Consider the following 12953-nt stretch of genomic DNA (forward strand, 5'->3'; position numbering starts at 1 on the left):
AGCAGCCGTTTCTTAGTCCTTGCCTGTTTCTGTTACCGGGGACTGCACAGCTTGCCTTGCGCTCCGGCCTATTCTGGCATTCACCAGGATAATACTGCCTACAATCAGCAACATGCCGATAACCAGATTCACCGTAATCTGCTCATGCATAAGAATTACACTTGAGCCGATCGATACCAGTGGAATCAGGAAGGTGAACGAACCCACCTTGCCCGCTTCCCCTTCATTGATGAGCTTGAAATAGACCATCCACCCAAGCGCGATCACAAACACCGCAATGAACAGTGTATTCGCTACAAAGGTTCCGCTCCAGTTAATATCACTCCAGCTCTCCGAGACGGAGCCTGCCGCCAGCAGGATAACTCCGCCGATCATGATCTGCATCGCTGTCATCCACAGCATATCGACCCGGACCGCATTGCGTTTGGTGTAGACCGTCGCCAGCGCCCAACTGACCGCACTGGCTAAGGCCAGCAGTACACCGACCGCCGAGATACTGCCAGTCAATCCCCCAATACTTAATGAACCGACCCCAAGGAATCCGATGACAAGCCCGGCAATCTTAAGCCCGTACATCCGCTCACCCAGCCAGAGCCAGGCAAAGATCCCCAGCAGCACCGGCTGCAGGAATACAATCGCCGAGAATAGCCCTGACGGCACATACTGCAGGCCAACCGTCTGAAAGCCATAGTAGAAGACTATACTTAGGAAAGCAGACGTCAGATAGACTGGCCAGAGCTGCCGGAAATGCAGCCGCCTCCAATTCGGCATGGCGGCAAGAATCAGCAGAATACCGGCAATGACCGTACGGATGCCGGCAAACAGCAAGGGCGGAGCGTAGGTTAAGGCTATTTTGGAGAGCGGCCAGTTAATTCCCCAGACCAGAACCAGGAAGATTAACAAGCCTATCGTTTGGTTTCGCTTCTGCATTCCTTCACCCCTTGCCTTGTTTTCTTATCAAATGATACAATAGTTCTAGTCATAATTGAAATGAATAATAATCATGAGGGGCATAACAAATAAGATATGAACAACACTCAGATTCGTCTGTTTGTCTTAATCGCCGAGAGCCGCAGCTTCACCAGAGCCGGCGAGGAGCTGAATATGACCCAGCCTGCGGTCAGCCGGGCCATCTCCGCCCTTGAAGCGGAGCTGGATGTGAAGCTGCTGGTGCGTGACCGGCGCAACGGGCTGATGCTGACCGGTATCGGCAAGCGGATTCTGGTCATCTGTCGCAGCATTCTCAGCGGCCTCGACAAGATTGACCAGGAGATCGCCGCCGAGAAGGGGCTGGAGAAGGGCCACATCCGCATTGGCGCTTTTCCGGTTGCCGCCGCTTATTTTGTCCCGAAGATCATACGCACCCTCTCAGCCCGGTACCCCGGCATCGGGATCAGCCTGCATGAAGGCTCGGTTGCCGAGGTGAAGGAATGGCTGGCCTCACGCTACATTGACATAGGTCTGGTGATTTCTCCAGGGGAAGAGTTCGATGCCGTGCCCCTGTTCCGGGAGAAGCTCTACGCCGTGCTTCCCCGTGAGCACAGGCTTGCGCAGCACCCGGTTATTAGTGTGAAGGAGTTGGAAGACGAGCCTATGCTGCTCTGCAGGTCAGGCTATGAGCCTCCTGTTGTAGAGGTATTCCGCAGAGCCGGCAGCACAATGAACGTGAAATTTGAAGTGAGCAGCTACCCTACCTCGTTGAATATGATTAAGGAGGGACTTGCTGTCGGCGTCATGTCCCAGCTCTCCCTCCTGTCACTGCCGCCGGATGTCGTCGTCCGGGAGCTTGCTGAGGGGGCTTACCGTGATATTCACCTGGCTGTCCCTTCCCTGCAGGAGGCCTCGATTGCCGTACAGGTTGCGATAGATACCGCAACGCAGCTATTCTCCGGTACAGAGGCTCCATTGCCGTCCCCGGCCGGAGGTGCAGGACACACTACTATGACCTGAGGAGTGATTATTATGCAATATAACCGTCTGGGACACAGCGGGCTGCAGGTATCCGCCCTGGGCCTGGGAACCAACTCGTTCGGTAAACGGGCTGACCAGGAGACCTCAATCCGCATCATCCACACCGCCATGGATCAGGGAATTAACTTCATCGATACGGCCAATATCTATGCCGGCTCCGAATCGGAGCGGATCATCGGCCTTGCGCTCGAAGGCAGGCGCCAGGAGGCCGTGCTGACGACCAAGGCCGGTCTTCCGAAGCATGACGGCCCCGGCGGCAGCGGCTCCTCCCGCCGCCATCTGATGCAGGAGCTGGAGGGCAGCCTGCGCCGCCTGAAGACCGACTATGTGGATCTGTATCAGATCCATACCTTCGATCCCTATACCCCGCTGGAGGAGACGCTCCGCACGCTCGATGATATGATCACAGCGGGCAAAGTGCGCTATATCGGCGCCTCCAACTATGCCGCCTGGGAGCTGATGAAGGCGCTCGGCATCAGCGAAGCCCGGCACTGGGCCAAGTATATATCCATCCAGTGCAGCTACTCGCTGGCTGACCGCACCCCGGAGACCGAACTGCTGCCATTGTGCCTGGATCAGGGCCTTGGGATCATCCCTTACTTCCCGCTGGCCGGAGGCATTCTCACCGGCAAATACGCTTCCGGCGGCAGCGCTCCTGCTGCTTCCAGAGCAGTCACCGATCCGAACTTCCGCCGCTTCCTGACCCCGGAGCGAATCTCGCTTGGGGAGCAGGTTCAAGCAATAGCGGAGGAGCTGGGCACAACACCTGCGGCACTGTCCCTGGCCTGGCTGATGAACCGGCCCGCCGTCTCCACGGTGATTGTCGGTGCCACCCGCGCGGAGCAGGTGCAGGAGAATCTGCTCAGCCTCTCCGTCCAGCCGGACGCAGCGGCGCTGGAGCGGCTGGAGCAGGCCAGCGCCGCCTTCCGCACCGGCGAGCCGTTCGCCTTCTACCGGCTGCCGTAACCGCCGGCCGGTATCCATCCTCTGAGTCATTAACTGCTCATGGATAACTTTTCCTCAGCCTTCTTATGCTTTATAGAAAAACAGATTGTAGTGTGCTATACTTGGCACACAGGAAATTTAATTTTGTTTTCGGTAATAATAAAAAATAGCCGTGATGTTGACGCATCACGACTATCCAGACAATTTGCCAGTGGGCGACCACGGCGAGAGTTTCATTCTTACGCGAAAAACCACCGGATCAAGGGCCCAACCTATCGCCGGTGGTTTTTCTTGTCTTTACGTGGTTTCTGTTTCCGGTTGCACAAAGTCTTTAAGCCAGCAAAAATACCGACCATCTTCAGCAACACGTCCAGAAGCTTCACGAGCAGATCAAGTGACACAGCGTCACCCCCTCTCGGGTAGCTTCGCCGTGTCATAAATCCCACCGGTTACTTGTCTATTTCCCATTATATCAGGTTTGAACTATGGTCGATAGCTGGTCCGGTTAAGAAACCCCAATAGGTTACAGCCTGTTTCAAGCAGCTTATTTCTTCAATTGGATTCATGTAACTCAGGACTTTCTAATCTACACCGCAGCAATAAACCGCTCCATATCCTCCTGCACCGTTGTTATTCCGCCGATGCCGAAGTTATCCACCAGTACCTTGGCCACATTAGGCGACAGGAACGCCGGAAGAGTCGGGCCAAGGTGAATGTTCTTCACGCCCAGATGGAGCAGCGCGAGCAGCACGATGACCGCCTTTTGCTCGTACCAGGCAATGTTGTAGGAGATCGGCAGATCGTTGATGTCTGCAAGGCCGAAGACCTCCTTCAGCTTCAGGGCAATGACGACCAGCGAGTAGGAATCATTGCACTGGCCGGCGTCAAGCACACGCGGAATCCCGCCGATGTCGCCAAGCGGCAGCTTGTTGTATTTGTATTTGGCGCAGCCGGCGGTAAGAATGACCGTATCCTGCGGCAGCTCTGACGCAAAGTCCGTATAATAGTTCCGGCTCTTCATCCGTCCGTCGCAGCCGGCCATAACGAAGAATTGCTTGATTGCGCCGCTCTCCACTGCTCCGACTACCTGATCCGCCACGTTCATTACAGCCGCATGGGCGAAGCCGCCGACAATCTCGCCTGTCTCAATCTCCACCGGAGCGTCGCAGCTCTTCGCCTGCTCAATAATGGCCGAGAAATCCTTCACGCCGTCTGCTCCTGCCGCGACATGAGGAACGCCCGGATAACCCGTGTTGCCTGTGGTGTACAGCCGGTGCTTGTAGCTGTCCTTCGGCGGTACGATGCAGTTCGTTGTCATCAGAATCGGGCCGTTGAAGCTGGCGAACTCTTCATTCTGCTTCCACCAGGCATTGCCGTAGTTGCCCACGAAGTGGCTGTACTTCTTGAAGGCCGGATAATAGTGGGCCGGCAGCATCTCGCTGTGTGTATACACGTCAACTCCGGTTCCCTCTGTCTGCTTCAGCAGCTCCTCCATATCCTTCAGATCATGTCCGCTGATTAGAATACCGGGATTCGTACCAACTCCGATATTTACTTTGGTAATCTCCGGGTTGCCGTAAGCCGCCGTATTCGCACGGTCAAGCAGCGCCATCACATCCACGCCGAACTTGCCGCATTCCAGCACAAGAGCCGTCAGCTCACCGCCGCTCAGGCTGTCATCCAGCGTTGCCGTCAAGCCTTTTTCCATAAAAGCATGTGCACCCGCTTCATAGAAGCCCAGCACCGCCGCATGCTCCATGTAGGCTGCCATGCCCTTCAGGCCATAGGTCAGCACCTCACGCAGGGAGCGGATATCCTCATGCTCTGTAGCAAGTACACCGACGGTTGCCGCCTTGTCCATCAGCTCTTCATCCGTACCCGCATTCCACTTCGCCGCGTCTTGATCAGACAGATACGCCGCCACTCCGGCATCCGCGACCCTGCTGCGCCATGTATCCCGCAGGGCCAGCCCCTCGCGGATCTTCGCGGTGAAATATTCCGGGACAAAATTGGCATTGGTAATGGTAGCGAACAAGCTCTCTATTATAAATTTCTCCGTCACCGGGTCGGTGATCCCCAGCTCGCGGCCGCTGCGCGCAAAAATGGCAATGCCTTTGAGTGTATATACCAGCAGGTCCTGCAGGTTGGCTACTTCACTGGTCTTGCCGCATACTCCCTGAATCGTACAACCCGTTCCCTTCGCCGCCTCCTGGCACTGAAAACAAAACATCTCGCTCACTACCTTCACTCCTTCTCATATATGGGTGTACTGACCGGGACTACGCTACAGCCCCGCCTTTACAGTTACCAATAATTGTAGTAGACTTTCGTCTATCAATCGGTAACGGATGTTACCGATTACCATGAATGTGGAGGAAAGTTATGAGACCGGAGCCTGCCGCACTGCAAGCCTGCCTGCTCTTCCGGGGGAAGTCCGCCGAGGAGATCAGCTTGCTGCTGGACACGCTGGCCTATTCCGTCAGCACTTACCGCAAGAATGCCATCATCCTTGCCGAAGGCGACCCGGCGGACCGGCTGGGCATTCTGCTCTCCGGCCGTGTGGAGGTGCAGAAGACGCATTCCACCGGCAGCAGCGTGACCATCGCCCATCTGAAGGAAGGGCAGACGATCTGCGAAGCCGTGTTATTCCGCAAAATAAATGTAGTACCCGCCACCGTAACTGCCACCGGCCCTTGTAGGGTCATGTTCATCAGCAAGCAGGAGCTGCTGCGGTTATTTGCGGCAGATGCGGATATCCTTACCCGCTTCATTGAGAATCTCTCCGAGCGGCTGGTGCTGGTCAACCGGAAGATTGAGAATCTGTCCGCCGGCCCGCTGCGCCGCCGGATTATCGACTTCCTGCTGGAGCAGGGTGAGCAGCAGGGCACGGACCAGCTGAAGCTGCCCTTCAGCCGGAAGGAATGGGCCGGGCATATGAATACCGCCCGCCCTTCGCTGTCCCGCGAGCTTGGATTCCTGCGCGACCAGGGCTGGATCGCCTTCAAGGGCAATGAAATCACGCTGCTGGACCGGGGGCGGATGAATGATTACATTCAGAGCCTGCCTTCTTCTTCAGGCAACCTGTAGGCCTCCTGAAGCCAGCGCCGAGACACACCCGCCCTTCCATTCCCATTGACATTACCGAGGAGGATGCAAGCATATGACGCTGCCACTCACAGACGAACAACTGATCCATTTGCTGGCTGAGCATAGAGAGTATTTCAACACCGGCATCACAAGAACGCTTCGTTTCCGGCTGGAGCAGCTGCAGAAGCTGAAGACAGCTATCAAGCGCAGCGAAGCAAGAATTATAGCTGCACTGAACCAGGACCTGCACAAGAGCGAATTCGAGGCTTACGCCACCGAGATCGGCTTCACACTGGACAGCATCGGTTATATGATGAAGCATCTGCGGCGTTGGATGAAGCCGGTGAAAGTCGGCTCACCGCTGCATCTCTTCCCGGCCAGAAGCAGAATTCTGTCCGAGCCTTACGGCACCGTACTCATTATCGGACCGTTCAACTATCCCTTCCAGCTGTTAATCGAGCCCCTGATCGGGGCCATTGCCGCAGGCAACTGTGCGGTACTGAAGCCTTCGGAGAGCACACCGGCCACCTCCGCTGTCATCAGGGAGATGATCCGGGAGACCTTCGACCCGGGTTATATCCGGGTGGTGGAGGGTGAGAAGGAGACGACAAGTCTTTTGATCCACGCTGCATTCGACTATATTTTCTTCACCGGGAGCGTACCGGTAGGGAGGCTGGTGATGGAGGCGGCCGCGAAGAAGCTGGTTCCAGTCACCCTGGAGCTGGGCGGCAAAAGCCCGGTCATCGTCGACCGGACCGCCGACCTGGAGGCAGCGGCGAAACGGATTGTATGGGGCAAGCTGATCAATGCCGGGCAGACCTGCATTGCACCGGACTATCTGCTGGTTCACAGCGGGGTGGCGGCAGAGCTGATTGAGCGGATGAAGCGCTGCATTACCCGCTTCTATGGGGCTGATGCCCGGCTCAGCGCAGATTATGGGCGGATCGTAAATGAACGCCAGCTGCGGCGGATTGAGGACATGCTGGTGCGGGACCGCGGGAAGCTGATCCTTGGCGGGGCAGTTGTAGCGGAGGAGCTGTACATTGAGCCGTCCCTGATCTATCCGGCCGACTGGAGTGACGCCTCGATGGAGGAAGAGATCTTCGGTCCGGTGCTGCCCATTATCGAATACCAGCGGCTGGAGGATGCCATCCAGAGCATCAATGCCCGCCCCAAGCCGCTCGCCTTATATCTGTTCACTGAAGACAAGCAGGTGGAGCAGCAGGTGCTGAGCCAGGTGTCCTTCGGGGGCGGCTGCATCAACGATACGATCTCCCATGTCGCCAGCACCCGCCTGCCGTTCGGCGGGGTCGGCAGCTCGGGAATCGGCAGCTATCACGGCAAGCACAGCTTCGATCTGTTCTCCCATCGCAAAAGCATTGTTAAACGAAGCACACGATTCGATACCGGGATCGTCTATCCGCCTTACGGCAGCAAGGTCAAGCTGGCGCGGAAGCTGCTGAAGTAGTTGAGGTGGGGGCAGGCCCGAAGAGGGGAAGCCCCCTCAACCTGCTCTGCGCTCCGCCACCCAGCCCGCCACCTCTTTCTCGGGAATCGGCTTACTGATATAGTACCCCTGGATTTTGTCGCAGCGGGTGCGCTCCAGAAAAGCAAGCTGCTCCGGCGTCTCCACGCCCTCCGCAGTCACATTCAGCCCCATATCGTGGCCGATGGTTACAATGGAGCTGGCCAGTGACCTGTGGTTCGGGGTGTCAATATTGTCAATGAAGGATTTGTCGATCTTCAGGGTCGTAATCGGCAGCTGCTTCAGGTAGCTGAGCGAGGAGTAGCCGGTTCCGAAGTCATCCAGGGCGATGCCAATGCCCATTCTTTTCAGCGCTTCCAGCTTGGAGCTGATCGCCTCGAAGGAGCCCATGAAGATCGATTCCGTAATCTCCAGCTCCAGATATTCCGGCGCAAGCCCGGTATCCCGCAGCACCGCAAGCACCATGTCCGTGAAGTCCTCCTGCATCAGCTGAATCACCGAGATATTGACCGAGATATGATAGCCTTCGTTCCCCTGATTGTGCAGGTCCCGGGTGAACCGGCAGGCGGCGCGCAGCACCCACTCCCCGACGGGAACAATCAGCCGGCAGTCCTCGGCAATCCGGATGAAGGATAACGGCGACACGAAGCCCAGTACTGGACTGTTCCAGCGGATCAGCGCCTCGAAGCCCCAGATTTCACCCGATCCGGTGTCCACCAGCGGCTGATAATGCAGGGACAGCTCGTTATTCGAGATGGCGCTGCGCAGATGCTTTTCAATAATCATCCGCTCGTCGAAATGCCGCTGCATCTCCTGCCCATAGATTACATAACCGCCCTTGCCCGCCTGCTTCGCCTTGTACATGGCAATGTCAGCATTCTTCAGCAGCTCCTCTGCGTTCACGCCATTCTCCGGGTACTCCGCAATTCCAATGCTGGCCGAGATATGCACCACGCTCGCGTTCAGCTGGAACGGCTCCTTGAAGCCCTGAACCAGCGCCTCCGCATAGCGGATCACCTCATCTGTCCCGCCTGCATCCTTGAACAGAATCACGAACTCGTCACCGCCGAAGCGGAAATGCCTGCTGCGTCCATCCGAGCGGCCCAGCAGCCGTTCCCCCACCTTCACCAGCAGCTCATCGCCGAACGTGTGGCCCATGGTATCGTTAATGTATTTGAAATTATCAATATCGAGAAAAAAGAGCGCCGCATGCCCGCCCGCATGCTCTTCGATGAATTGCTTCAGCGCCTCGGACAGCGACAGCCGGTTCGGCAGGCCGCTCAGCACATCATTGTACGCCAGCAGCCGGTACTTCTCCTCACTGACTTGAAGCAGCGCCTGATTCTCCACTACCTTGTTATACTGCTCCAGCAGTTCGTCCTGCAGTGCCGTCAATTCCTCATACGTGGACTCCAGCTCCTGGTAGCTCAACTGCAGCTTGCTCTCAACCCCCTTCCGGTCGGTCACATCCACCATAGACCCGGCGAACCGGATGTATCCGCCGCCGGCGCTGCGCAGCACCTTGCCGCGTGCCTGAAACCACTTGTATTCCCCCGACTTGCACCGCATCCGGTATTCAGCATAATAATAGGACGACCGGCCCTCCAGGTGCTGGGTCCGCAGCCGGTCCTCCTCCCCGGCATCCTCCGGATGGACAAGCTCCCGCCAGCCGCCGCGGCTCTCATTGATCTCCCCCCGCTCATAGCCCAGCAGCTCATACCAGCTATCCGAGAAATAGTAGAGCATCGTAGTCATGTCCACATCCCAGATGACGGCATCCGAGCCGTAGGTCGCGAGGCTGAAGCGCTCATTGCTTTTTTCCAGATTGCTTCTGATCCGCTTGACGAGCTGCACGTAGAACAATAATACGAGGATGAAGGTGACCAGCATGATAAAAGCAGCCACCACGCTAAGCACCAGTACCTTGTACGTCTGATAAAAGGAAAACGGTCTGTTGATAATCTCACTGCCCTCCGGCAGCCTGTCCGGCGCGATATTGAACCGCTTCAGCTCATTGTAATCAAATACACTACGCAAGGTGCTGTCCGTTACCACCGGAATCCTCCCAGCGTCTTCCCCCTGAAGAACACGCTGAGCCAGCGCGGCCGCAGTCTGGCCCTGGATTCTGCCGCTGATCAGACTGCCCCCGAAGGCGCCGTGATTCAGCCCGAAATCATAGATATGGTACACCGGGACACTGCTGCTCCTGCCAAGCTCGCTGGCGAACTTGTCGAATTCGACAATTCTTCCGGTGGCATCACTGTAATATGTAGTCATTAACACAATGCTGTCCGGGGTGAGGGACGATGCCGTGGCTTTGATCTGCTCAAGGGATAAGCGGTCCATGGGGATGACCTCCAGCCCTTGATGCATAGCATCAATCTGCTCCTTGACCATAGAACCGGTGGACACACCGCTCTCCGACCGGTCATAGAGCACATAGACCTTTTTAATGGAAGGATTGAGCTCCAGTGCCATACGGAGGGTCGGGGCCGCATCGATCTTCTCAATCACTCCGGTGATATGATTAAGATCCGGGAGACTGCCGAAGCCCCGTTCATTGACACCGCTGAAGATAATGGGAGCATCGTTCAGAAGCTCATGGCGGTATTTCATTGCGAAGGTTAAGGCCGCATCATCGGTTGTGAGCACAGCGCTGATCTGGACCTTCTGATACTTGAATTTGATCGTTTCGTAGAAATGTTCGAGGTTCTCCTGACTGGGATACCGTTTCCAGTCCATGTACTCCGTGTAGATCACTGGTGAATCGGGGGTGTTCTTCAGGCCTGCTTCGATTCCGGCACTCTGCTCATCCGTCCAATCGAAGCCCTTCTGATAGGAGTGCAGCACCAGCACATTGCGGACAGGCGGCTCCCCGGCAGCAGCAGCGGAATCCGCAGCACCGGTTATGTACAGCAAGATAAACAGAGGCAAGAGCAAGCTTCTTAACAACCTGAGATGAATATGATCTACACTCATTCGCACACTCCCGTTCATCTGTCCCGAAGTCAGTTTCTGAGGACTTGCTTTGATACCAATTATAGGGGGAAACTGTGTTTTTAGAAACAACAAATAGCGACAGCAGGCGGCCTGGTTCGAGGAAGCTCCGGAACATAAAAAAAGACCCAGGACAACATCCGCCCGGGTCTGTATTCACATTCACATCAGCTTCTTAATCTCATCAAGCGGCAGCTCCACAGCTTTGGATACCGCCTCGGGAGAAAATCCGTGGAGCAGCAGTTTACGGATCGTCTCCGCCTGGCCTTCTTCTTTGCCTTCCGCTTTGCCTTTCTCAATGCCTTCTGCAATACCTTTCTCAATACCTTTCTCAATGCCTTCCGCAATACCCTCTTCATAACCCCAACGCTTCCAGGCTGGCATAAGCTCCATAATTGCTTCTCCCTCCTCCGGGTAATGATTGATTAATTCTTTTAGAATCTCTTCGTCCTGTGCCCGGTCCGGCTTGAAGTACAGATCCGCTACTGACATAATCAATGCCAACCGGCCCTGATCCAGCCGCGCTCTCAGCTTCATGAACATCCGCAGGAATTCCCGGCGCACTTCTCTCGCTTCTCTTGTAGTATACCCCATCTTTGCCAATAACGCAGCAGCCACCGCATTATCCGAATCGATGAACCGCCGCCAGTTCTGCTTGCGCAGCTCCACCTTAAGAAACTGGAAGCGCAGAATGTTGTGTTCCGGGATGGACATCTCCAGCGTGTCCTGTTCCTCCCTTACCTCATCCGAGGTAAAAATCGCAATCGGGATAATCAGCTTATGGTCTTTGCGGTAGCGCTCAAACAGGCGACTGAAATAGATAAACATTCTTTCGCGAAATTCATGATCCTTGTACGATTGCGGCTCCAGGTGAATCAGAATATAGCCATCCAGCCCTTTGTAGCGGGTCTCCAGCAGCAGATCCAGCTCCCGCGCCTCTTCGCCGACAATATCCACCAGCAATTCCTGCATCAGAAACCGGGTCTCACTATAGTCCAACATAGCATCCAGCTCAGGAAAGAACAGCTCAATGAATTCCTGAAAAAACGTCTCCAGCAGCTTCTTAAAAGCTTCATCATGCGGTATAGAGATCTTTGTCGCCTCCCGATTCAAGCTAAATACAAAACGTCCGCCCTCCATATTCCATGAATTCCAAATAAAAGAGAATCTTTTAAATCATTATCCAATATTGTAATTACGCAAGTAAGTGACTAAAGTCACGTTTTTACGACATTATCTGCAAGAATCACAACCATCTAACTTTCACTTAACCCCCTCCAGACCACCTTCAATTTGCATGATGCTTACTTAAAGTGTGTAAATTATAATAATTCATGGTATAATTGCGGGTACACCTTTACACTGCTGCAAATACTGCTTACAGATAGGCAAGGCATTTTGATACAGGAGGGATTTAAGTGAAAAGACTTCAGGATATACCATTCTCCGTGCTGGACCTGGCCCCCATCCGGGAGGGCGGAACAGCGGCAGATTCTTTCCATAACACCCTTGATCTGGCGCGTCATGCCGAGGAATGGGGCTATCACCGGTACTGGCTGGCGGAGCATCATAATATGCCCGGCATCGCCAGCTCCGCCACCTCGGTGGTCATTGGTCATGTGGCTGCCGGGACCAAAAGCATCCGCGTAGGCTCAGGAGGCATCATGCTCTCCAACCACGCCCCGCTGGTGATTGCCGAGCAATTCGGCACGCTGGAATCCTTGTATCCGGGACGGATTGATCTCGGTCTGGGCCGGGCGCCCGGCTCCGACCAGGCGGCATCCAGAGCGCTGCGCCGCGGCCTCGGCAGCGACGGCAGCGAATTCCCCGAGCAGCTTGCTGAGCTGCGGGCATACTTCGATCCGGACGGGTCGGGTTCCCGTCCGGCCGGTGTACGCGCCTTCCCCGGCGAGGGGCTGAACATCCCGATCTGGCTGCTCGGCTCCAGCGGCTTCAGCGCCCAGCTTGCGGGCCAGCTTGGGCTGCCGTTTGCTTTTGCCAGCCACTTCGCACCGGATTATCTGCTGCCCGCGCTGCATCTGTACCGCACCAGCTTCCGCCCGTCTGCGGTACTCGATAAGCCGCATGTCATGGTCGGCCTGGGCGTTACAGCAGCAGATACGGCGGAGCAGGCCCGCAGGCTGGCCACCTCCCAGCAGCTTCAATTCCTGAATATTATCCGCGGCCGCACAGGCAAGCTCCAGCCGCCTATCGCCAGTCTGGACGGAATCTGGACATCCCAGGAGAAGGCACTGCTGATGAGCAAACAGCAATATTCTATTGCCGGCGATCCGCCACTAATTAAGGAACGGCTGCTGCAGATTCTCGAAGAGACGGATGCAGATGAGTTCATTGTCGCCTCGCAGGTGTATGACCACTCCGCCCGGCTTCATTCCTATGAGCTTGTTGCTGATTTGCTGAAGGAGAACTAATCCCAAAGCACCCGTATCCAATATCGCCGCACAGC

At 55.8% G+C, this 12953-nt stretch carries 9 protein-coding genes; 5 read left to right on the plus strand and 4 right to left on the minus strand.

The genetic code is table 11. From position 1 onward, the window contains the following. Positions 1–12 precede the first annotated feature (12 nt). Positions 13–930 (minus strand): DMT family transporter, encoded by a 918-nt coding sequence (locus MHI24_RS14680; protein ID WP_340026328.1) that lies wholly within the window; start codon positions 928–930, stop codon positions 13–15. Between the two features lie 96 nt (positions 931–1026). Here MHI24_RS14680 and MHI24_RS14685 point away from each other — a divergent pair, with 96 nt between their 5' ends. Together MHI24_RS14685 and MHI24_RS14690 are read left to right on the plus strand one after the other, a co-directional pair. Further along, complete coding sequence (locus MHI24_RS14685; protein ID WP_340026329.1) at positions 1027–1950, plus strand: LysR family transcriptional regulator; 924 nt, start codon at positions 1027–1029, stop codon at positions 1948–1950. A gap of 12 nt (positions 1951–1962) precedes the next feature. Beyond that, a complete protein-coding gene (locus tag MHI24_RS14690) occupies positions 1963–2937 on the plus strand; it encodes an aldo/keto reductase (protein WP_340026330.1) in 975 nt (324 codons plus the stop codon). A gap of 565 nt (positions 2938–3502) precedes the next feature. Here the strand turns inward: MHI24_RS14690 and hcp are convergent. After that, a complete protein-coding gene (hcp, locus tag MHI24_RS14695) occupies positions 3503–5146 on the minus strand; it encodes a hydroxylamine reductase (protein ID WP_340026693.1) in 1644 nt (547 codons plus the stop codon). Positions 5147–5298: 152 nt separating this feature from the next. On the opposite strand from hcp, the gene MHI24_RS14700 reads away from it, so the two are divergent. Together MHI24_RS14700 and MHI24_RS14705 are read left to right on the plus strand one after the other, a co-directional pair. Next, positions 5299–6003 (plus strand): Crp/Fnr family transcriptional regulator, encoded by a 705-nt coding sequence (locus MHI24_RS14700; RefSeq protein ID WP_340026331.1) that lies wholly within the window; start codon positions 5299–5301, stop codon positions 6001–6003. 73 nt (positions 6004–6076) lie between these two features. Next, entirely contained in the window at positions 6077–7471 is a 1395-nt protein-coding gene (locus MHI24_RS14705) for an aldehyde dehydrogenase (protein WP_340026332.1), read from the plus strand. Between the two features lie 36 nt (positions 7472–7507). Here the strand turns inward: MHI24_RS14705 and MHI24_RS14710 are convergent, their stop codons facing one another. Both MHI24_RS14710 and MHI24_RS14715 read right to left on the minus strand, forming a co-directional pair. Next, positions 7508–10468: an ABC transporter substrate binding protein gene (locus MHI24_RS14710; RefSeq protein ID WP_340026333.1), complete on the minus strand. Its 2961-nt coding sequence runs from the start codon at positions 10466–10468 to the stop codon at positions 7508–7510. Positions 10469–10648: 180 nt separating this feature from the next. Then, positions 10649–11626: an Rpn family recombination-promoting nuclease/putative transposase gene (locus MHI24_RS14715; protein ID WP_340026334.1), complete on the minus strand. Its 978-nt coding sequence runs from the start codon at positions 11624–11626 to the stop codon at positions 10649–10651. A gap of 278 nt (positions 11627–11904) precedes the next feature. Here MHI24_RS14715 and MHI24_RS14720 point away from each other — a divergent pair, with 278 nt between their 5' ends. Further along, positions 11905–12918 carry an LLM class flavin-dependent oxidoreductase gene (locus MHI24_RS14720; protein ID WP_340026335.1) on the plus strand — a complete coding sequence of 338 codons (1014 nt, stop codon included), beginning with the start codon at positions 11905–11907 and terminating at the stop codon, positions 12916–12918. Positions 12919–12953 lie beyond the last annotated feature (35 nt).

It is taken from the genome of Paenibacillus sp. FSL K6-1096, assembly GCF_037977055.1.
Classification (GTDB): Bacteria; Bacillota; Bacilli; order Paenibacillales; family Paenibacillaceae; genus Paenibacillus_AQ.